Origin of the sequence: Massilia sp. GER05, from assembly GCF_052056005.1 — a bacterium.
GTDB classification, from domain to species: domain Bacteria; phylum Pseudomonadota; class Gammaproteobacteria; order Burkholderiales; family Burkholderiaceae_D; genus Telluria; species Telluria orientalis.
In genome coordinates, this window is record NZ_CP178858.1 from 6,095,497 (window position 1) to 6,116,963 (window position 21,467).

Sequence of the window (21,467 nt, forward strand, 5' to 3'; positions counted from 1 at the left end):
CCCGGGAGATGGCGGACGGACGACGGCTGAGTGTTGCAAACTCGGCTTGCAGTGTCAACAACGTTTAACAATTGCAACACATCGTGAGCGTCATGCAAACGTGCATGATTGGATATAGAATGCGGATCTTATATTTCCTGTACGCATATAAGACCATGAGTCTTCCCCTGATCCTGAACCTGGCCATCGCCCTGGCCGCGTGCGGCCTGCTGTACGTCATGCAGCAACGCCACCTGTCTTTCACGAAACGCGTGTTCACGGGCCTCGGCCTGGGCATCGTCCTCGGCGCGGCGTTCCAGGCGTTCTACGGCAACGGTTCACCAGTCATTGCACAGACGAATGCGTACCTCGACATCGTCGGCACGGGCTATGTAAAGCTGCTGCAGATGATTATCATGCCGCTGATCATGGTCTCCATCATCCAGGCCATCCTCAAGCTGCGCGATGCCTCGTCGCTCGGCAAGATCAGTGCGCTGACGCTCGGCACGCTGATGGTCACGACGGCCATCGCCGCCTCGATCGGCATCCTGATGGCCAAGCTGTACGGCCTGTCCGCCGTCGGCCTGACGTCGAGCGCGGCCGAAGTCGCGCGCGGCCACTATTTAGAAGGCAAGCTGGCGACGGCGCAGGATGTGTCGCTGCCGACCATGATCCTGTCGTTCATTCCCGAGAATCCCTTCCTCGACATGACGGGCGCGCGCAAGACGTCGACCATTGCCGTCGTGCTGTTCTCGATCTTCATCGGTGTGTCCGCCACGGGCATTGCCGCCAAGAAGCCGGACGTATTCGAAAAGTTCAGCGAGTTCGTCCACGTCGCCCACGTGATCGTGATGCGCATGGTGACGCTCGTGCTGCGCCTGACCCCGTTCGGCGTGTTCGCCCTGATCACGCAGGTGCTGGCGAGCTCCAGCGTGCAAGACATCCTGAAGCTGATCGGCTTCGTGGCGGCATCGTACAGCGCGCTGATCCTGATGTTCGGGGTGCACCTGCTGATCATCGCGGCCGTGGGCCTGAACCCGGGCCGCTACGTAAAGAAGATCTTCCCCGTGCTCGCCTTCGCGTTCACGTCGCGCACGTCGGCCGGTTCGATCCCGATGAGCGTGCAGACGCAGACCGCGCGCCTCGGCACGCCGGAGGGCATCGCCAACTTCGCCGCGTCGTTCGGCTCGATGATGGGCCAGAACGGCTGCGCCGGCATCTATCCGGCGATGCTCGCGGTCATGATCGCGCCCACCGTCGGCATCGATCCGTTCACGAGCAGCTTCCTGTTGCCCCTGGTCGGCATCGTCACCATCGGTTCCGTCGGCGTGGCCGGCGTGGGCGGCGGCGCCACGTTCGCCGCCCTGATCGTGCTGTCGGCGCTGAACCTGCCCGTCGCGCTGGCGGGCCTGCTGATTTCCATCGAGCCGCTGATCGACATGGGCCGCACCGCCCTCAACGTCAGCGGGTCCATCACGGCCGGCACGTTCGCCAGCCGCGTGCTCGGCCAGACCGACATGACCGTGTTCGACAGCGACGCCGAAGTCAACCTCGACAGCGAGGAGCAAGTGGCGTAAAGGTGGTGCAAACCTTTCTCCTGTCCACGTAAGAGCCCGCCTACACGTCGTTTTGGCACACGTTTTCGTCCGGAATCGTGCGCGGAAATCCCGCCGAATCCGTCTATGATCGCGTCATGTCAAAATCACAAACGGTCGGATGATGGATCAAAAGTGGCCACAGGAAATCTGGCTCGTCAGGCACGGGCAAAGCGCCGGTAATGTCGCGCGCGATGCCGCCGAAGCGGCGGCGGGCCTGCTCATCGACATCGCCGAGCGCGACGTCGACGTGCCCCTGTCCGAGCTGGGCGTGCGCCAGTCGCAGGCCCTGTCGGGCTGGTTCGCCGCGCTGCCGCCCGGCAGCCAGCCGAACGTCGTGCTGCATTCGCCGTACGTGCGCGCCGCCGAGACCGCCAATATCCTGATGCAGCGCCTGAACCGCGACGAGTTGCTGGCCGTCCACGCCGACGAGCGGCTGCGCGAAAAGGAGTTCGGCATCCTCGACCGCCTGACGGTGCGCGGTATTGCCGAGAAATATCCCGAGCTGCATGAGCAACGCCACCACGTCGGCAAGTTCTATTTCCGCCCGCCGGGCGGCGAGAGCTGGTGCGACGTCATCCTGCGCCTGCGCAGCGTCCTCGACACCATCACGCGCGAGTACCCGCGCGAGCGCGTGCTGATCGTCGCGCACCAGGTCATCGTCAATTGCTTCCGCTACCTGATCGAGCGGATGGACGAGGCGACGATCCTCGAGCAGGACCGCGCCGGCGATGTGCCGAACTGCTCCGTCACGTCCTACGCGTTCGATCCCACGCTGGGCAAGCGCGGCAAGCTGGCCGTCCGCCTGGTCAATTTCGTCGCCCCGCTCGAAGCCACCGGCACGCCGGTCACGGTCGCCAAAGACCAGCCCACCGCCGCCAAGGCCTGAGGTCCTTTCATGACGCTGCACACCCATGCCCGCCCGCGCGACGTCGATACGAGCCTGCTGCGCAGCTGGCCGCTGCCCGTGCCCTCGAACGACGCCGACAAGGAAGACCGCGGCCACGTGCTCGTCCTCGGCGGCTCGCGCGAGATGCCGGGCCCCGTGATCCTGGCCGCGACGGCAGCCCTGCGCGCCGGCGCCGGCAAGCTGACCATCGCCACCGGCCGCAGCGTGGCCCAATTGGTAGCGCTCGCTATTCCGGAATCGCGCGTGCTGGGGCTGGCGGAAAACGATGCCGGCGGCTTCACGGTCGAAGCCGTGGCCGCGCTCGATCCGCTTGCGGACAAGATCAGCGCCATCCTCATCGGCCCCGGCATGCGGGACGAGGTCGCGACGGCCCGCCTCGTGCACGCGCTGCTGCCGCGTCTCGACGGCACCGACACGAACGTGTTGCTCGACGCCGAGGCGATGGGCGCGGTGTTGCATCCGCCCGTGGGCAACCCACCCTTCCGCTTCAACGTGCCGGTCCTGTTGACGCCGCATGCGGGCGAGATGGCCCACCTGACCGACATCGCGAAAGACGAGATCGGCGCGGCACCGGACCGCCATGCCATCGAAGCGGCCCAACACTGGAACGCCGTCGTCGCGCTGAAGGGCGCGCGCACCGTGATCGCGGCGCCGGGCGGCGAACGATGGCAGCACGAAGGCGGCAACGTCGGGCTCGCCACGTCCGGTTCGGGCGACGTGCTGGCCGGCATCATCGCGGGGCTCGCGGCGCGCGGCGCCACGCTCGCGCAGGCCGCCGCCTGGGGCGTCGCGCTGCACGCGCGCGCGGGCGAGCGCCTCGCCGAACGCTTCGGCAGACTGGGTTACCTGGCGCGGGAATTGTGCGACGTCATTCCCGCCCTGCTCGAACAGGCCGCCGGCGACAGCGCCGATGCGGCGTCACGACCATCCGGCAGCTTCGCCGGGGGACAAAGGGTTGAACGATGACGGTTCGGCTCTTATCCAATCCGCATGTGTCGAAGTTGCAGGCGGCACGGCGGAACAAGGGAGACTCCGGTTTCCCAAAGCAGAAGGCGTGCAATCCGACGAACCGGCCGGCACGCTGCCGGTCAAATGCTGACAGTCGGATTCGTACGCCACCGGGGCCGCGTATTGCGTCGGTTCCCTGATGGTTCACGCTTGGACCGCATGGTCCATCGGGAACCCAAGCCCCGCCTCACTTCCAGTGCTCACCGGGAGACGGCGGTAAACGATAGACGTGAACGAGGAGTAAAACAAATGAAAGCTCTTAACAACGCATCGAAAATTCTGTTTGCTGCAGCCCTGATGGCCAGCCTGGCCGCTTGCAAGAAGAATGACACCACCAGCACGACCGGTACCGGCGACACGTCGGCCACCGCGCCGAGCAGCAGCTCCGGCACCAGCGGCACGACCGGTGCCACCGGCACGGGCACGACGGGTGACACCACCGGCACCGGCACCGGAGCGACCGGCACGATGGGCGGCGCAACCGGCGCGACCGGCACCACCGGCGACACCGGCACGGGCGCAACGGGCACCGGCACCACCGGCACGGGCGCAACCGGCACCACCGGTACCGGCGCAACGGGCACGACCGGCGGCACCGGCTCGTCGGGCACGTCGGGCACGTCGGGCACGACCGGCAGCGACACGTCGGGCACCGGCACCTCGGGGACCGGCACCTCGGGCCGCTGATCGCCGTGGCGCACCGGCCAAGGGTCGGGAACGGCCCTTGGCACCGGCATGCACTGGGCGCGGCGGATGCGGCCCTAGTGCATGCCGTGACACGATGAAAAAAAAAGACCTGCGGGGCAGGTCTTCTTGGGCCTGCGCTTGCAGGCCCTTCTCATTGCATGCCGGCCGCAGCCGGCACCACACCGTTACGCCGTCGCCGGGCGGCCGCGGCCGGTAGCGAAGCGGCCGGCCTTCACGATCAGGCGGAAGACCAGGCGCACGAGCACCAGCGTGAAGATCGCTTCGACGAAGGTCATCACGAACGCCGGCAGCGCCGTGAAGCGGGCCGCGCGGCGGTGGAACTTGGCCACCATGCGGTCGCGGGCGATCTCGATGCTGTCGTAGAAGGTCGGGACGACCAGCAGGGTCAGCACGGTCGACGTGACCGTGCCGCCGATGATCGCGATGGCCAGCGGCTGGTAGAACTCGCCCGAGTCGCCCAGGGCCAGCGCCACCGGCAGCATGCCGGCGATCAGCGCGAACGTCGTCATCAGGATCGGACGCAGGCGGGCGCGGCCGGCGGCCATCAGCGCGTCTTCGCGGTCCATGCCTTCCGCTTCCCGGGTACGGGCGGCGTCCAGCAGCAGGATCGCGTTCTTCGCCACGAGACCCATCAGCATGATGATGCCGATGAAGCTCATCAGGTTCAGCGTGCCGTTCGTGAGCAGCAGCGCGACGACGACGCCGATCAGCGACAGCGGCAGCGACAGCATCACGGCGAGCGGCGCCGTGAACGAGCCGAACTGCATCACCAGGATCAGGTACATGAGGCCGATACCCGAGACCAGCGCGATCGTCATCTGCGTGAACACCTCCTGCTGATCCTTGCTCTGGCCACCCAACGACAGGCCATAGCCCGGCGGGAAGTCCATCGATTTCGCCAGCTTGAGGGCGTCGTCCATGACTTCGCCATTCGAGCGGCCCTGGGCATTGGCCGACACGCGCACGACGCGCTTGCCGTCCTTGTGCTCGATCGCGGACGGACCCTTGCCCATCGTGATCTTGGCGATCTGGTCCAACGGCACCATCATGTTGCTGCCGGTGACGGCGATCGGCAGGCGCTCGATGTTCTCCAGGCCCACGCGGTCTTCCGGCGCCAGGCGCACGGCCACGTCGCGGGTCTCGCCCGTCGGGTCGACCCAGTCGCCGACCTCGATGCCGGCGAACGCGACGCGCAGCGCGGTGGCGGCGTCGCCGACCGAGATGCCCATCATGTTCGACAGGCCGCGGTCCAGCTCGATCTGCAGCTCGTCCTTCGGATCCTGCTGGGACAGCGTGACGTCCACGGCGCCCGGCACCTGGCGCAGCTTGTCCATGTACGCGTTGGTCAGGTCCATCAGCTTGCGCGAATCCGAGCCGGTGAATTCGATCTGCACGGGCTTGCCGTTGCCGTTCAGGTCGTCCGTGACCGTGTACTCGGCACCGACGAGGCGCGCGATCTTGTCGCGCAACTCGACGGCGATCTCGGAGGCGCTGCGCTTGCGTTCGCCGCGCTTGCCGATGTCGACGTAGATGCGGCCGCCGCCCGAGTTGATCGAGGCGTTCGTGTCCTTCGTCTCCGGCATCGTGCGCGCCAGCGTGGCCGCTTCTTCCATCTTCATGCGGGCATAGCCCACCGACGACGACGCCGGCGTACGCACTTCGATCAGCAGCTGGCCGCTGTCCTGCTTCGGCAGGAACGACGTGCCGCCGAACTTGCCCTGCAGGCCCAGCGCCGCGACGAGGCTGGCGACGGCGATGATGGCCATCCAGCGGCGGTGGTGCAGCGCCCAGGCGATCACATGGCCGTAGCGGTTGGCCTGGTGATCGAACCACGTGTTGAAGCGCGCGAGATATTTCTCGATGCCCTTCTTGGGCGCATGGTGGTGGCCCGGCGGGTCGCCCCAGTAGGCGGACAGCATCGGGTCGAGCGTGAACGAAATGAACAGCGACACGATCACGGAGCAGGCGACCGTGAGTGCGAACGGACGGAACCATTCGCCCGAGATGCCCGGCATGAAGGCGACGGGGATGAACACGGCCATGATCGAGAACGTCGTGGACGCGACGGCCATGCCGATCTCCGCGGTACCCTCGAGGGCGGCCGTGCGGCGGTCGGAACCGTTTTCCATGTGGCGGACGATGTTTTCCCGCACGACGATCGCATCGTCGATCAGCACGCCGATCGCGAGCGACAGGCCCAGCAGCGTCATGAAGTTCAGGGTGAAGCCGCACAGCCACACGGCGATGAACGCGGCCAGCACGGACGTCGGCAGCGACAGTGCGGTGATCAGCGTGGAACGCCACGAGTTCAGGAAAGCGTACACGACGAAGATCGTCAGCACGGCGCCGAACACGAGCGATTCGATGACGTTGTTCAGGCTGTCCTGCGCGTCTTCGCCGCCGTCGTACGAAATGTCCAGCTTGGTGCCAGCCGGCAATTCCTTGCGGATCTGCTCGATTTCCGCGCGCACCTTCTTGGCGATGCCGACGGTCGATCCTTCGCGCGACCGCACGATCTGGATACCGACGTTGGGCTTGCCGCTGCGCATCGACACGCTGTCGATGTCGGCGAAGCCGTCCTTGATGTCGGCCACCTGGTTCAGGCGCACGACGGTGTCGCCGTTGCGCTTGACGACCACCTGCGAGAAATCTTCCGGACGCTCGATGCGGCCGACGAGGCGGATGCCCTTCTCGTCCAGTTCGCTACGCACCTTGCCGACCGGCGCGTTCGTGTTCTGGCGCGACAGCGCATTCGTGACGTCGCTGACGGAAACATTGTATTCGCGCAGCTTTTCCGAATGGAGCAGCACGGACAGCTCACGGCGCAGCGAACCGTTCACCTGCACGTTGGCCACGCCGTCGATCGCACGGAAGCGGTCGGCCAGCTGGTCTTCGGCCAGGCGCGAGATCTCGGCATGGCTCTGCGTGCTCGACGACAGCGCCAGGTTCATGATCGGCTGGGCGGACGGGTCGACGCGGCGCAGCACCGGTTCGCGCATCTCGATCGGCAGCTTGTAGCGGACGGACGCGATGGCGTTGCGGACGTCGTCCGACGCCTCGATCAGGTTGCGCTTGAAGTCGAAACGCAGCACGATCGTCGCGCTGCCCTCGTTGGCGTACGCGTTCACCTCGGTCACGCCGGTGATGGCGAGCATCTGCTTCTCGAGGCGTTCGATGAGTTCGCGTTCGGACGTTTCCGGCGACGCGCCCGGATACGGGATCGTCACGACGATGATCGGAATCTCGACGTCCGGGTTCTGGTTCACGCGCAAGTGATTGAGCGCGAGCAGGCCCATGCACATCATGCCGATGATCAGCACGAGTGTCGCGATGGGCTTCTTGACACTGAAATTGGACAGGAACATGGTGGTTAATCCCGCTTATTTACCCTGGGGTGCGCTGTTGGTGGCGCTGTTGGCGGTACCTGCGGCGCTGGCGACGCGCGCAGCGGCCGCCATCTCCACCTTCTGCCCATCCTTCAGGGTCGAGCCCGGGTGACGCAGCACGGTGTCGCCGGACGCCAGGCCATTCTTGATTTCGAAATTGCCGGTGCGCGGATCGCGCGAACCCACCGTCAGGTCGATCTTCGCCAGCTGGCCGCCCTTCACTTTCCAGGCATACGTCTTGTCGCCGGCCTTGACCATCGCGGATTCCGGCAAGGTGATCGCGTCGGACAGGACGGCGTCGATGCGGCCCTCGGCATACAGGCCGGCCACGCGCGGACGGGCCTCGTTCGTGAAGCCGACGAGCACCTCGACCTGGCGCGTGATGTCGTTCGCGGACGGGTCGATGCGCTTGACGATGCCGGTGAACTTTTGCTCGCCGTAACCGTTGACGCGGAAGAAGACCGGCTGGCCGACCTTGACGGCGGCGATCTTGTCGGCCGACACGCGGCCTTCGAAGCGCATGCTCGTCGGATCGATTACCTTCAGCAATTCCTTGCCGATGGCGGCCGTGTCGCCGGGGGAGACTTTACGGTCGGAGACGATACCGTCGAACGGCGCGCGCACGACGGTGCGGGTCACCTGCTGCTGGGCGGCCACGAGGCGTGCCTTCGCGGCGGACAGCTCGCTCTGGGCACTGTTGCGGCGCACTTCGGCGTCGTCCAGCGCCTGGGCGGACGTCATGCCGGACGCGCGCAGCGTCTTCAGGCGCTCGAGGGCGCGGTTCGACTGCTCCAGGGCCTGGGAGGCGGCGCGCTGGGCTTCCTGGGCGGACATCAGGCTGTCGCGGATCGACGTCTCGTCCAGCTTGACGAGCACGTCGCCTTTCTTGACCGGGTCGCCGTTCTCTTTCAGGACCTGCAGCACGATGGCGGAGACTTCCGCGCGCAGGTCGGCCTTGCGTTCCGGCTGGACCGAGCCCGTGATCACCGGACCGTTCGCGAGCGCACTGCTCTGCACGGTCAGGACATCCTCGGGAGCGACGAGCAGCTGGACGGCCTTGCCATCCTTCTGCTTCGCATCCGCCTGCGCGTTAGCGGCGTCGGGCTTTGCAGGGTCCTTGTCATGTTTGCCGCACGCACTGAGTGCGGAAGCAATAGCAAGGAAGATTATAGTTTTGCGCAGCATTTCTTGGTTCCCCCGAGGATGGACTCGTTACCTGTAAAAATAAGAATATAAAAGGCCAGCGCGCAGTATCGAATAGGCGGTCTTGACCGTCAATTGACGTTTCGGCAAAGCGCGGTTTTGGTGGGATGAACTGCAGATAGGCGGGATGAAATGCGTTTGGCCGAGGTTGAAATGCGCGACAAAACGGACAGGCGGCGGACAGGCGGCGGACAGGGCGGACGTCCGCCGCCTGGTGGCTGCTTACTGGACGAGCAGGCGATACACCAGGTTCCCCATCAGAATCCCGGTCACGATCCCCCCGCCGATCTCGACGAGCGTATGCCCCATCCGCTCGCGCAAGGTCGTGTGGCCGGCTTGTCCCGCGGCCAGGCGGTTGATGGCGGCGGCCTGGCGGCCGACGTGCTGGCGCAGGCTGTTGGCGTCGATCATCACGATGAAGCACAGCGTGACGGCCACGCCGAACGCCGGATGGCCGATGCCCTCGCGCAGGGCGATCAGGGTTGCCATGCTGGTGACGGTGGCGCTGTGGTTGCTGGGAAAGCCGCCATTGCCGACCAGGTTGAACGCCCAGCGCCCCTGGCGCGCACTGTTGATGAGGAATTTGATCGGGCCGACCACGAGCCAGGTCAGCACCGGGGTGACCAGATAAGAGACATCCATGTGAAATCCATTCAAGGGGAAACGGGAGGCATGACGCCGGGCGGCATTATGGCAGATGCGATGTCACGTGAGCAATTCACGCTGTGGCGATCGATGCGCCCGCCAAAGCGGGAAACGGGTTAATATGCGCGGTGTGGTCATTCAGACAATGCGTAGATAAGAACTGGAGAGGTACATGCAACATTTCAGGTTGTCGTTCGTCGTCACCGCCGTCCTGCTGGCGCTGGCCGGCTGGTGGGGCTTTTCCCACGGTGGCAGCGCCGGCCTCCTGCAAGCGCTGTGGATCGCCGCCGTGCTGGGCGTGCTCGAGATCTCGCTGTCGTTCGACAACGCGGTCGTCAACGCGTCCGTGCTGCGCAACTGGAACGCATTCTGGCAAAAACTGTTCCTCACGGTCGGCATCGTCGTCGCCGTGTTCGGCATGCGCCTGCTGTTCCCCCTCCTCATCGTGTCGGTGGCGACGGGCCTGGGCCTGATCGACGTCTGGCACATGGCCGTCAACAATCCGGACGAGTACGCCCGCAACCTGACGTCGCGCCATGCCGAAGTGGCCGCGTTCGGCGGTGCATTCCTGTTGCTGGTCTTCCTCAACTTCCTGTTCGACGAGGAAAAGGAACTCCATTGGCTGGGCTGGATCGAAGAAAAGATCGGCAAGTACGGCTCGGAAGGCTTCGCCATCCTGCTCACCCTGCTCGCCGTGTTCGGCTGCATGAGCCTCGTGCCGCAGGAGCGCAAGCTGTCCACGCTCATCGCGGGCGTCGTCGGCGTGCTCGTGTACGTGGGCGTGAACTGGTTCTCCGGACTGCTGGAGGAAGAAGAATCCGACCCGGCCGTCGGCAAGCTGATCTCGCAGGGCAGTATCGGCGGCTTTTTATACCTGGAAGTGCTGGACGCGTCGTTCAGCTTCGACGGCGTGATCGGCGCGTTTGCCATCACGAACGACGTCGTCGTGATCATGCTCGGCCTCGCCATCGGCGCCATGTTCGTGCGGTCGCTGACCGTGTTCCTCGTGCACAAGGGCACGCTGGAAGAATTCGTCTTCCTCGAGCACGGCGCGCACTACGCGATCGGCATCCTGGCCCTGATCATGTTCGCCAGCGTCGAGTACGAGATTCCCGAATGGTTCACCGGCCTGTCCGGCGTGGCCTTCATCCTGGTATCGCTGTGGTCGTCGATCCGCTACAAGAAGCGCGAGCAACTCGAGTCGGCGACCTGAAAACCCGTAGACATCAATAGAAAGGAAGCAAGATGGCGATCAGTTTGCAAAAAGGCGGCAACGTCAACCTGTCCAAGGAAGATCCGAACCTGAAAAAGGTCATCATCGGCCTCGGCTGGGATCCCCGCGCGACCGACGGCGCCACCTTCGACCTCGACGGCAGCGCCTTCCTGCTGCGCGGCGACGGCAAGGTGCGCGGCGATGCCGACTTCATCTTCTATAACAACCTGCAGTCCAGCGACGGCTCCGTCAAGCACACGGGCGACAACCGCACGGGCCAGGGCGAAGGCGACGACGAACGCCTCATGGTCGACCTCACGCGCGTGCCGCCCGAGGTGGAAAAGATCGCGTTCGCCGTCACCATCCATGAAGCGGACCAGCGCCGCCAGAGCTTCGGCCAGGTCGCCCGCGCCTTCATCCGCTGCCTGAACGCGGACGGCGAGCGCGAGATCGCCCGCTACGACCTGTCGGAAGACAGCTCGACGGAGACGGCGATGATCTTCGGCGAGCTGTACCGCTATGGCAGCGAGTGGAAATTCCGCGCCGTGGGCCAGGGCTATAACGGCGGCCTCGGCCCCCTCGCCCGTTCGTTCGGGGTGCAGGTCTAAGATTAGCCTAATTGACAATCCGGGCGCCCATGTCAGAATGGGCGCGCTTCGTCACGCCCCGTTACCTTACCTTACTCCGACCATGCCCAAGACCCTGCCGCGCCGCGCCATCGCCATCCTCGCCTCCGTCGTCATCGCCGCCGTGGCGCTGTTCGCCCTGTACACGTGGATCGTGCTGAACTGGTCGTACTCGGAAGGCGAACGGGCTGGCTACCTGCAGAAACTGTCGCGCAAGGGCTGGCTGTGCAAGACCTGGGAAGGCGAGATCCTGCTGTCCAGCATGCCGGGCGCCATTCCCGAGCGCTTCAACTTCACCGTGCGCGACGAGAACGTCGTGCGCCAGCTGCAGGCGGCCATGGGGCAGCGCGTGCAGCTGACCTATTCGCAGCACGTCGGCGTTCCGAGCACCTGCTTCGGCGAGACCGGGTACTTCGTCGACAAGGCCGTCGTCGGCGGGTCGAATCCGGTGGCCCCCAGCAATATGTGATGCGTTGTTGCGTCCATTTTGTTAAAGAAATGTTATACGCAAACATTTCTGTTGCGGGCCACAAGTCCCTGCCCTACACTCTCCTGAGAAAGCAATACGACAGGAGACGACATGCAACAAAACCCCATCCGTAAAATCGTCATCGTGGGGGGCGGCACGGCCGGCTGGATGGCCGCGGCACCGCTGGCCCAGCGCATGGGCCAGCGCTGCGAGATCGTGCTGGTGGAATCGCCGGACATCGGCACGATCGGGGTGGGCGAAGCGACCTTGCCGACGATCCGCTTCTATAACGCGGCCCTGCAGCTCGACCACGCGGACTTCATCAAGAAGACCCAGGCCAGCTTCAAGCTCGGCATCGAATTCAAGGACTGGGGCCACGTCGGCAACCGCTTCTTCCACGGCTTCGGCGACTTCGGTCCGCCCATCAACGGCATCCAGCCGCACCACTACTGGCTGCGCCTCGCGCGCACCTTCGATCACATGCCGGCCCTGGAAAACTGGTCGATGGCATCGGTCATGGCGCGCGAGAACAAGTTCACGATGCCGAACGACGCGCAGCCGGGCGCCACGGACGCCTATTCGTTCGGCTACCATTTCGACGCCGGCCTGTACGCCGCCTTCCTGCGCGATTACGCGATGGCGCGCGGCGCCAAGCGCGTCGAAGGGACGATCACCAGCGTCGACCAGCATCCGGAAACGGGCTTCGTCACGGCCGTGCGCCTGGCGGATGGCCGCACGCTCGACGGCGACCTGTTCATCGACTGCTCGGGCTTCCGCGGCCTGCTGATCGAAGGGGCAATGAAGGCCGGCTACGACGACTGGAGCGAGCACCTGCCGTGCAACAGCGCCCTCGCCGTCCCGTGCGCGCGCGTCGAACCCCTGACGCCGTACACCCGTTCGACGGCCAAGGGCGCGGGCTGGCTGTGGCGCATCCCGCTGCAGCACCGCACCGGCAACGGCCACGTGTACAGCAACGCGTTCACGACCGACGAGAAAGCGCGCCAGGACCTGCTCGACGGCCTCGACGGGGCCGCGCTGGACGAGCCGCGCCAGCTGCGCTTCGTCACCGGCAAGCGCAAGAAATCGTGGGTCAAGAACGTCGTGGCGATGGGGCTGTCGGCCGGCTTCGTCGAACCGCTGGAATCGACCAGCATCAGCCTGATCGAAACGGCGATCGGCACCCTGATCGAACAGTTCCCGGACCGCGATTTCCGTCCCGAGCTGGCGGACGAATTCAACCGGATCATCGGCAGCCGCTACGAGTCGATCCGCGACTTCATCGTCATGCACTACAAGCTGACGAAGCGCGACGACACGGAATTCTGGCGCTATTGCGCGAACATGACGATCCCCGATTCGCTCGCGCACCAGATCGAACTGTTCCGCGAGACGGGCCGCGTCGCGATCCTCGACCGCGACAGTTTTCTCCTCCCCTCGTTCGTCGCGATGCTGGTCGGCCTCGGTGTCGAGCCGAAGCGCTACGATCCGTTCGTGGACGATGTCGACATGCGCCAGCTGCACGGGCACTTCGCGGGACTGCGCGACCTGATCGTGCAGACGGTGGCGAAGATGCCGGGGCACGGGGCGTATCTGGAGAAGAACGCGAAAGCATAAGCTGGTAGGGTGGGCACCACGTGCCCACGCGACGTACGCGGTTAGTTGGCGTTACGCGTGGGCGGAGGCCGCCCACCCTACGAAGCTCGGCAGCCGGCGATCACTCGTGATCGCGGTCGGCCCGCTGCTTGGCCACCGCATCCGCGAGCCGCAGCGCCGCCTGCACTTTCGAGGGCTGCTGCGAGAACCGCCCCAGCACCTCGCGCGCGAGGTCTTCCGATTCGGCGCGCTGCTTGGCTTCGGCCTGGCGCGCCTCGATCTGTTCGCGCAGCGCGGCCAGTTCCGCCACCTGATCTTCCTGGCGCACGGATTCCAGCTCCACGAGGCGCTTCTTCGCCTCCGCCATTTCCTGCGTGGCAAGCGCCGTCTTGCGCTGCATTTCCGCCGCCAGCTGGGCGTTCGCGAGCAGCGCGCGCTGGGCGTCGCGCTTGTCGATCGCGGCCTGCGCCGCCGCCTGCTCGGCCGCCTCGCGCATCTTCGCCAGCTGCGCGCGCTCCGCTTCGGCGGCGGCGCGGGCTTCCGCCGCGGTCACCGCGGCGCGCTCGGACGCCATGCGGGCGGCGGCCGCTTCGTTGGCGCGCACGTCGGCGGCTGTCTGCTGCTGTTGCGACGACAGCTTTTGTTCCAGCAGCAGCAAGGCGTCGTGCGCGGCATCGGCGGCGGCGCGTTCGGCCGCCAGCAATTCTTCCGTCAACGCCTGCTGGCGGCGTTCATGGGCGGCGCGGTCGGCCTGCGCCTGCGCCAGTTCGGCCGCGCGGGCGGCCTGCTCGCGCTGGGCGTCGGCGATCGCCTGCTCGTGGTCGGCCTGGCGCGCCGCCTGTTCCGTGATCGCGCGCTGGGCCTCGATTGCAGCCTGGCGCTCGGCGGCGGCGCGCTGCTCGTGCCCGGCCTGCGCGGCCAGCAGCGCCGCGTGTTCCTGTTCGGCGGCCACGCGGCGCGCGTCGAATTCGGCCTGCCGGGCCGCCAACGCGTCGCGCTGGGCCTGCAGCCGGGTGGCGTGCTCCCGTTCGGCCGCGGCGAAGCGCGCTTCCGTCTCGGCGCGCAGCGCGGCGATCTCGCGCTCCTGCGTTTCGAGCCGTTCGGCCAGTTGAATCGTTTGCTCCTGTTCCGCGGCGGCGCGGGCTTCGGCGGCGGCGGCCAGCGCGCGTTCCGCCTCGATGCGGGCCTGCTGGCGCGCCAGCGCCTCCTGCTCCGCCTGCACGCGCGCCTGTTCGGCCTGTGCCAGCGCCTGCGCCTGCGCGGCGCGTTCCTCCGCCAGCCGCGCCGCTTCGCGCTCGTGTTCGACCCGCTCCGCCTCGGCCGCGCGTTGCGCCTCGGCTGCCGCGTTCTGCGCGGCGCGTGCGGCGGCGGCCGCTTCAGTCAAGGCTGCGCGCTCCTCGGCCAGCTGGCGCTCGCGCTGCTGGGTGTCCAGATCGCGCTGCGCCGCCTCCTGCGCGACGCGGTCGGCTTCCATCCGCAGGCGCGCCTGTTCGGTGGCTGCGCGCTCGGCGTCCAGGCGGGCCTGGCTTTGCTGGGACTCTTCCTCTTCCGCGGCGGCGCGGGCCATGGCCACGTCGCGCAGCTTGCGGTCCGCTTCGATGCGGGCTTCCGTCGCGGCCAGGATGCGGGCTTCGGCTTCGCGCCGCGCGGCGGCGGCGTCGGCCGCCATCTGTTCCAGGCGTTCGCGGTGGATGGCCGCGTCGCGCAATTCCTTCTCCGTCTGCAGGCGCATGCGCAGCGATTGCGCGGCCGTCCGCTCCGATTCCACCTGGGCCAGCGCGATGGCTTCCCGTTCCTGTTCGATGTGCGCGAGGGCGCGGGCTTCCTCGATTGCGCGTGCCTCCGCGGACGCGCGCGCGAACGCGGACGCGAGCGCCACCTGGTCCGCGCGTTCGCGCTGCTGCGCCAGTTCCAGTGCCTCGGCTTCGGCCTGCGCCAGTTTCTCCGCGGTCTGGCGCGCGGCCCGCTCGGCCCGTTCGCGTTCGCGCGCGAGGATCGCCACACGGGCGTCGGCGCTGGCGCTGTGGTGCACTTCCTCGCGCGCCGCATGCACGGCCGCCACGCGTTCGGCCGCCTGCAGGCGCGCCTGTTCGGCGTGGATCGCGAGATCGTCGGCGTCACGCTGGGCGCGGGCGGCGATCTCGGTATCGATGCGCGCCTGTTCCGCCGCGCGCTTGCGGGCATCGTCCTCGGCGCGGGTGCGGGCTTCGGCCGCGATGCGGATCTGCGTGTCCGATTCGACGCGGGCGCGCAGTCCCGCCGTCTCCTGGCGGATCGCTTCCAGGCGCTCGGCGGCGGCCTTGGCGGCGGCACGCAGGGTTTCGATACGGTCGCGGTTCGCCTCGATCGCCTCTTCCGACGCCTGCGCGTTCGCGAGGGCAGCGGCCGCCGCTTCGGCGTCGATTGCGGCGCGCTCCTCGGCCAGGCTGCGCGCACGCGCTTCCGCGTGGGCGCGGTTCTCCGCCGCCACCGCCGCCTTCGCTTCCGCCTCCACGCGCGCGATGCCTTCCTTGATCGCGCGCTGTTCCAGATGCTCGCGCTGCGGCTCGACCTGCGGCGCCGCGTGGTCTTGCGCGGCGGGCATCAGGTCGATCGTGAAGTCGGCGTCGTCTTTCTGTGCGGATGGATCGGTGCGGTCGGCGTCGGTCATGGATGGCTCGTCAAGTGGCTTTTGCGGACCCGGGCGAGTCCGCACTTAATTATGCGACACGGTTCTGTTTCGTGTCACGCCGAGCTGAATCGTAAACCTCTGTCAATTCCGGCGTTAGACCGGGAACAACGGCGGTTCATCCATCAGCGCCACCTGCTCGCGCAATTCGAGGATGCGGTCTTGCCAGTAACGCTGGGTATTAAACCAGGGAAATGCCGCGGGGAACGCCGGATCGTCCCAGCGCATCGCCAGCCACGCCGAATAATGGATGAGCCGCAGCGTGCGCAACGCCTCGACGAGGTACAGCTGGCGCGGATCGAATTCGCAGAAGTCTTCGTAGCCGGCCAGCACGTCGGCCAGTTGGCCCACCATCTCCTGGCGCTCGCCCGACAGCAGCATCCACAGGTCCTGCACGGCCGGGCCCATGCGGCTGTCGTCGAAGTCGACGAAGTGCGGACCGTCGCCCGTCCATAGCACGTTGCCCGCGTGGCAATCGCCGTGCAGGCGCAGCAGGGACAGTTGCCCGGCCCGGTCGTAGCAGCGCGCGACGCCGTCCAGGGCCTGGTCCAGCACGCTCGTATAAGCGGTCAGCAATTCGGGCGGGATGAAACCGTGGCCGATCAGCCAGGCGCGCGGCTCCCTGCCGAACGTGTCGAGGTCGAGCCGGGGCCGCTCCGCGAACGGCTTCACGGCGCCTACCGCGTGGATGCGGCCGATGAAGCGGCCGATCCATTCCAGCGTGGCCGGGTCGGACAGCTCCGGCGCGCGGCCGCCGCGGCTGGGGAAGACGGCGAAGCGGAAGCCGCCGTGCTCGTGCAGCGTGCGGCCGTCGAGGACGCGGGCCGGCACGACCGGGACTTCCTGGTCGGCCAGTTCCTGCACGAATGCGTGCTCTTCGAGGATGGCGGCATCGCTCCAGCGTCCGGGCCTGTAAAACTTCACGACGACGGGCTGGCCTTCTTCGCGGCCCACGCGGTACACCCGGTTTTCGTAGCTGTTCAGCGCGAGCAGGCGGCCGTCGCCGCGCAGGCCCACACTGTCGACGGCATCGAGCACCATCGCCGGATCGAGGCGCGAGAAGGGATGGCCGGAGGTGTTATCAGAGGGATTATCCATCCCGCCATTGTAAGGTTTTCGCCGGCCAGGAGGCGGAAGCGTTACACTGGCGCCTTCAACGCAAGGGAAACAGAAACAATGCAACTCGACCAACCCCTCTCCGAAAAAGAATTCGACGACCTCGACAACTTCCTCCTGTCCGATCGCTGCTCCGACGACGCGATGACGATGGACACGCTGCACGGCTACCTGACCGCCATCGCGATCGGTCCGGAAACCATCATGCCGGCCGAATGGCTGCCGCGCGTGTGGGGCGAGGAAGGCGCCGTGCCCAAGTGGAAAAACCCGAAGGAAGAGGAACGCATCGTCAACCTGATCATGCGCTTCATGAACGAGGTGCTCGTCACCTTCGAGGTCGCGCCGAAGGAATTCGAGCCGCTGTACGTCGAGCACCACATCAACGGCGAGACGCTGATCGACGCCGAGGCGTGGTGCTGGGGTTTCTGGGAAGGCATGGAACTGCGTCCCGGCTCGTGGGAAGAAATCTGGGACTCGGAAGCGGGGCCGCTGATGCGCCCGATCTACCTGCTGGGTGCCGACGAGATCGACGAAAGCGAGCTGAAGGAAGTCGAGGACCCGAAGAAGGCGCACAAGCTGGCGCTGGAGATCGAGGCCAACCTGCCGGGCATCCACCGCTTCTGGCTGCCCCGCCGCAAGGCCGCCGTCGAGACGGTGCGCCGCGACGAGCCCAAGGTCGGCCGCAACGACGACTGCCCGTGTGGCAGCGGCAAGAAATACAAAAAATGCTGCGGAGCCGATGACTAAAACCGGGGTCAGAGCCCGGTTCTAGGCAATTTCCCAAAATCGGGCTCTGACCCCGGTTCGCAATCAGGCCGCCTCGGCCAGGCGGCTTTCGAACAGCGCGGCCAGCAGGTCCGACTGGCTGACCACCCCCAGGAACACCGCCCGCTCGTCCACCACGGGAATGTGGTGCAACCCGCCGTTGCTCATCAGCGGCACGAGCGTGGCGATCGGTTCGTCCTTGCTGACGACCGCGACCTTCGTCGACATCAATTCCCCCACCGTCCCCGCCCGTTCCGGCCGCACGCCCAGCACGTGGGCGAACAGGCCGCGCAGGCGTTCGCCCAACGTCTGGTAATCGTCCAGGCCCGCATGGTGCAGGAAATCGCCCTGGCCGATGATGCCGGCCACGCGGTGCGACGCATCCAGCACCGGCAGCGCGTGCAGGTTGTGGTGGCGCAGCAGGCGCCACGCTTCGTCGAGCGGCATGGTCGGCGTGGCGGTCACGACGTCCTTCGACATGATCGCGCCGCAGTTCACCGTGCCGAAGCGGCGCGCGTAGGCGCGTTGCTCCGTCTGCAGCAGGATGTCTTCCAGGTCGTCGCGGCTGACGTCCAGCACCTGGCCGTAGCGGGCCAGCACGGCATCGAGGTCCTCGGCGGTAAAGCCCAGGCGCGCCATCGGGGCCGGATCGCGTGTCGCGTGCGCGGCCTGTTGCGCCGTGCGCAGCGCCGATTTCTGGTTGTGCGGATAACGCCGGCCCGTCAGGTTGTTGAAGACGAGCGCCGCGAGCACGATCAGCGTGGAGTTCAGGCACACGGGCAGGAACGCGAACTCGAAGCCGGCCGCGTGGATGGCCGGGCCGCCGAGGACGGCCGTCAGCGCGACCGCGCCGCTGGGCGGATGCAGGCAGCGCAGCAGGAACATCACGAAGATCGCGCAGGCACCCGCCAGCGGGGCCGCGAGGGCCGGGTTGGCGACGCTCTTGGCGCAAATGATGCCGATCAGCGCGGAAATCGTGTTCCCCCCGATCACCGACCACGGCTGGGCCAGCGGGCTGGCCGGCACGCAGAACAGCAGCACGGCCGATGCGCCCATCGGCGCGACGAGGGCCAGCGGCCCGATGCCCGAGCCCCTGGTCAGCATGTCGCTGAGGATCGCCGTCACGAACAGCCCCACGAGGGCCCCTGCCACCGCGCGCATGCGTTCCCCGCGCGGCACTGTATTCGGTTGCGGTACGAACGAGCGCAACCATTCCAAACTGTGTTCCAGCATCATTCCTGTCGATTGTAAAAGAACGGCAACGCCGGGGCATCGCACGCTTTTGCTAAAAAAATGTATCACGTTATGATATATTATTTGGTTCCCGAAGCCAACGCCCCTTGCACAACAAGCCAGTGAAAGACGAATCCCCCCCGCTGTCCAAGACGGATTTCGCCGCATTGTCGGAATTCCGCTACCAGATGCGGCGCTACGAGCGCTTCTCCGAAAACGCCGTGCAGGCCGAGGGCATCACGCCGCTGCAATACCTGCTGCTCCTGCACATCAAGGGTTTTCCCGGACGCGAATGGGCCACCGTCGGCGATCTGGCCGAGCGCCTGCAGGCCAAGCAGCACGGCGTCGTCGCGCTCGTCACGCGCTGCGAAGCGGGCGAACTGGTCGTGCGCCGCACGAATGCCGAGGACCGGCGCCGTGTGGAAGTGCACCTGCTGCCCAAGGGCGAGGCGCTGTTGACGCGGCTGGCCGCCGTCCACCGCGCCGAGCTGCGCGCCCTGCAGGGCGTCTTTACTATTCCTAATCTTGCATAACAAAATGAAAACTGCCACGCACCCCTCCACGCCGCGGCGCGATTTTTCAGGCGACGCCAGCCTGCTTCGCATCGCCGCCCTCGCCGCCGTCATCGGCGCGCTCAGCACGGTCGCCGCGCACGTCCTGCTGGCCATGATCCGCTTCTTCACGGACCTGTTCTTCTATGGGAAATTCTCGTTCGCCGAGCTGTCTCCCGCCGACAATACCCTGGGCCCGTGGGTCATCGGCATCCCCGTGATCGGCGGCCTGATCATCGGCCTGATCGCCCGCTACGGCACCGAGGCAATCCGCGGCCACGGCATTCCCGAAGCCATCGAGGCGATCCTGTTCAAGCGCAGCGCGATGTCGCCGAAGGTCGCCGTGCTGAAACCGGTGTCGTCGGGCATCGCGATCGGCAGCGGCGGCCCGTTCGGCGCGGAAGGGCCGATCATCATGACGGGCGGCGCGATCGGCTCGCTGATCGCCCAGCACTTCCACCTGACGGGCGGCGAGCGCAAATCGCTGCTCGTGGCCGGCGCCGTGGCCGGCATGACCGCCGTGTTCGGCACGCCGGTGGCCGCCGTGCTGATGGCCGTCGAGCTCCTGTTGTTCGAACTGCGTCCGCGCAGCCTGCTGCCGGTGGCGACCGCGTGCGCCGTGGCCGGCTTCCTGCGTCCGCTCGCGATCGGTTCCGGCGCGCTGTTCCCGGTCGCGACGGCTCCCGTCGCACCGATCGCCCTCCTCTCCTGCCTCGCGGCCGGCATCGCATGCGGCGCGCTCGCGTGGCTGATGTCGACGGCGCTGTACCGCGTCGAGGACGGCTTTCACCGCCTGCCGATCCACTGGATGTGGTGGCCGGCGCTGGGCGGTCTCGTCGTCGGCATCGGCGGCTACTTCGAGCCGCGCGCGCTGGGCGTCGGCTATGACGTCATCGGCGATCTGCTGCACAACCACATGGTGGCCAGCGCCATCGTCGGCCTGCTGGCGGTGAAACTGGTGATCTGGCTGATCGCACTCGGTTCCGGCACGTCCGGCGGCGTGCTGGCCCCGCTGCTGATGCTCGGCGCGGGCCTCGGCGCCCTGCTGGGCCCGTACCTGCCGGGCGCCGAACCCGCGCTGTGGCCGCTCGTGTTCATGGCCGCCACGCTGGGCGGCATGATGCGCGCACCCGTGATGGCCGTCGTGTTCGCGTTCGAGCTGACGCACGACGCCAACGCCCTGCTGCCGCTGCTGGCCGCCGCGGCCGGCGCCTACGGCTTCACGGTGCTGACGATGGGCCGCTCGATCCTGACCGAAAAGATCGCCCGCCGCGGCCACCACATCTACCGCGAATACGGCATCGATCCGCTCGAGCGCCACAGCGTGGCCGAGGTGATGAGCACGGACGTCCACTACATCGATGCCGATGCCACGATCAGTGAGGTCCTCGCCACGCAGTTCGGCCCGGGCCAGAAGCACCGCGGCTTTCCCGTCACGCGCGCCGGGCTCGTCGTCGGCATGGTCGCGCGCGACACCCTGGACGGCCATCCGCCCGCGATGCGCGTCGGCGACCTGTTCGGCGCCAATCCACCGCTCGTCGCCCTGCCCGGCGAAACGTGCCGCGCCGTGGCCACGCGCCTGGCCGTGCACGGCATCGAGCGCCTGCCGGTCGTCGCGCAAACGGGGCATGCGCAACTGCTGGGCGTCGTCAGCCGCAGCGACCTGATCAAGGCGAGTGCGACCTTGCACGACGAGGAACACGAGCGCCGCACGTTGCGCACCCTGCCGCTGGTGCGCCGTCCTTGAGATAAGGCAAGCAGGGTCCAGCGTGTTGCTGAACAATCATGTACGATAAGCA

The 21,467-nt window shown here is 66.9% G+C and carries 17 protein-coding genes; 11 read left to right on the forward strand and 6 right to left on the reverse strand.

Features of this window, described 5'->3' with window-relative positions:
• The first annotated feature begins 155 nt into the window (after window positions 1–155).
• From ACL58G_RS26945 to ACL58G_RS26960, 4 genes are all read left to right on the forward strand, one after another.
• On the forward strand, window positions 156–1,556 hold the full coding sequence (locus ACL58G_RS26945; protein WP_413387472.1) for an L-cystine transporter: 1,401 nt from the start codon (window positions 156–158) through the stop codon (window positions 1,554–1,556).
• Between the two features lie 142 nt (window positions 1,557–1,698).
• Window positions 1,699–2,463 (forward strand): histidine phosphatase family protein, encoded by a 765-nt coding sequence (locus ACL58G_RS26950; RefSeq protein ID WP_440968134.1) that lies wholly within the window; start codon window positions 1,699–1,701, stop codon window positions 2,461–2,463.
• A 9-nt stretch (window positions 2,464–2,472) separates the two neighbouring features.
• The gene (locus ACL58G_RS26955) at window positions 2,473–3,450 is read left to right on the forward strand and encodes an NAD(P)H-hydrate dehydratase (protein ID WP_440963741.1); all 978 of its coding nucleotides are present in this window, start codon (window positions 2,473–2,475) and stop codon (window positions 3,448–3,450) included.
• Window positions 3,451–3,741: 291 nt separating this feature from the next.
• Complete coding sequence (locus ACL58G_RS26960) at window positions 3,742–4,179, forward strand: hypothetical protein (protein ID WP_413387470.1); 438 nt, start codon at window positions 3,742–3,744, stop codon at window positions 4,177–4,179.
• Window positions 4,180–4,364: 185 nt separating this feature from the next.
• Here the strand turns inward: ACL58G_RS26960 and ACL58G_RS26965 are convergent, their stop codons facing one another.
• From ACL58G_RS26965 to ACL58G_RS26975, 3 genes are all read right to left on the reverse strand, one after another.
• The gene (locus ACL58G_RS26965; RefSeq protein ID WP_440963742.1) at window positions 4,365–7,565 is read right to left on the reverse strand and encodes an efflux RND transporter permease subunit; all 3,201 of its coding nucleotides are present in this window, start codon (window positions 7,563–7,565) and stop codon (window positions 4,365–4,367) included.
• Between the two features lie 15 nt (window positions 7,566–7,580).
• Window positions 7,581–8,771, reverse strand: coding sequence for an efflux RND transporter periplasmic adaptor subunit (locus ACL58G_RS26970; protein ID WP_413387468.1), 1,191 nt, complete (start codon window positions 8,769–8,771; stop codon window positions 7,581–7,583).
• Between the two features lie 240 nt (window positions 8,772–9,011).
• Entirely contained in the window at window positions 9,012–9,431 is a 420-nt protein-coding gene (locus ACL58G_RS26975) for a divergent PAP2 family protein (RefSeq protein ID WP_371761626.1), read from the reverse strand.
• Between the two features lie 175 nt (window positions 9,432–9,606).
• Here ACL58G_RS26975 and ACL58G_RS26980 point away from each other — a divergent pair, with 175 nt between their 5' ends.
• From ACL58G_RS26980 to ACL58G_RS26995, 4 genes are all read left to right on the forward strand, one after another.
• Entirely contained in the window at window positions 9,607–10,647 is a 1,041-nt protein-coding gene (locus tag ACL58G_RS26980; RefSeq protein ID WP_440963743.1) for a DUF475 domain-containing protein, read from the forward strand.
• Window positions 10,648–10,679: 32 nt separating this feature from the next.
• The gene (locus ACL58G_RS26985) at window positions 10,680–11,255 is read left to right on the forward strand and encodes a TerD family protein (protein WP_259452037.1); all 576 of its coding nucleotides are present in this window, start codon (window positions 10,680–10,682) and stop codon (window positions 11,253–11,255) included.
• A gap of 82 nt (window positions 11,256–11,337) precedes the next feature.
• Window positions 11,338–11,742 (forward strand): hypothetical protein, encoded by a 405-nt coding sequence (locus tag ACL58G_RS26990; RefSeq protein ID WP_413387465.1) that lies wholly within the window; start codon window positions 11,338–11,340, stop codon window positions 11,740–11,742.
• A gap of 111 nt (window positions 11,743–11,853) precedes the next feature.
• On the forward strand, window positions 11,854–13,356 hold the full coding sequence (locus ACL58G_RS26995) for a tryptophan halogenase family protein (protein ID WP_440963744.1): 1,503 nt from the start codon (window positions 11,854–11,856) through the stop codon (window positions 13,354–13,356).
• A gap of 100 nt (window positions 13,357–13,456) precedes the next feature.
• Here the strand turns inward: ACL58G_RS26995 and ACL58G_RS27000 are convergent, their stop codons facing one another.
• Window positions 13,457–15,985, reverse strand: a complete 2,529-nt coding sequence (locus tag ACL58G_RS27000; protein WP_440963745.1) for a hypothetical protein — start codon at window positions 15,983–15,985, stop codon at window positions 13,457–13,459.
• Window positions 15,986–16,099: 114 nt separating this feature from the next.
• Complete coding sequence (locus ACL58G_RS27005; RefSeq protein ID WP_413387462.1) at window positions 16,100–17,101, reverse strand: serine/threonine protein kinase; 1,002 nt, start codon at window positions 17,099–17,101, stop codon at window positions 16,100–16,102.
• Window positions 17,102–17,179: 78 nt separating this feature from the next.
• Between ACL58G_RS27005 and ACL58G_RS27010 the strand changes: the two genes are divergently transcribed.
• Window positions 17,180–17,866 (forward strand): UPF0149 family protein, encoded by a 687-nt coding sequence (locus ACL58G_RS27010; protein ID WP_413387461.1) that lies wholly within the window; start codon window positions 17,180–17,182, stop codon window positions 17,864–17,866.
• Window positions 17,867–17,929: 63 nt separating this feature from the next.
• Here the strand turns inward: ACL58G_RS27010 and ACL58G_RS27015 are convergent, their stop codons facing one another.
• A complete protein-coding gene (locus ACL58G_RS27015; RefSeq protein ID WP_440963746.1) occupies window positions 17,930–19,120 on the reverse strand; it encodes an HPP family protein in 1,191 nt (396 codons plus the stop codon).
• A gap of 185 nt (window positions 19,121–19,305) precedes the next feature.
• Here ACL58G_RS27015 and ACL58G_RS27020 point away from each other — a divergent pair, with 185 nt between their 5' ends.
• Together ACL58G_RS27020 and ACL58G_RS27025 are read left to right on the forward strand one after the other, a co-directional pair.
• Window positions 19,306–19,650, forward strand: a complete 345-nt coding sequence (locus ACL58G_RS27020) for a MarR family winged helix-turn-helix transcriptional regulator (RefSeq protein WP_156403887.1) — start codon at window positions 19,306–19,308, stop codon at window positions 19,648–19,650.
• Window positions 19,651–19,654: 4 nt separating this feature from the next.
• Window positions 19,655–21,415: a chloride channel protein gene (locus tag ACL58G_RS27025; RefSeq protein WP_440963747.1), complete on the forward strand. Its 1,761-nt coding sequence runs from the start codon at window positions 19,655–19,657 to the stop codon at window positions 21,413–21,415.
• Window positions 21,416–21,467: the final 52 nt, after the last annotated feature.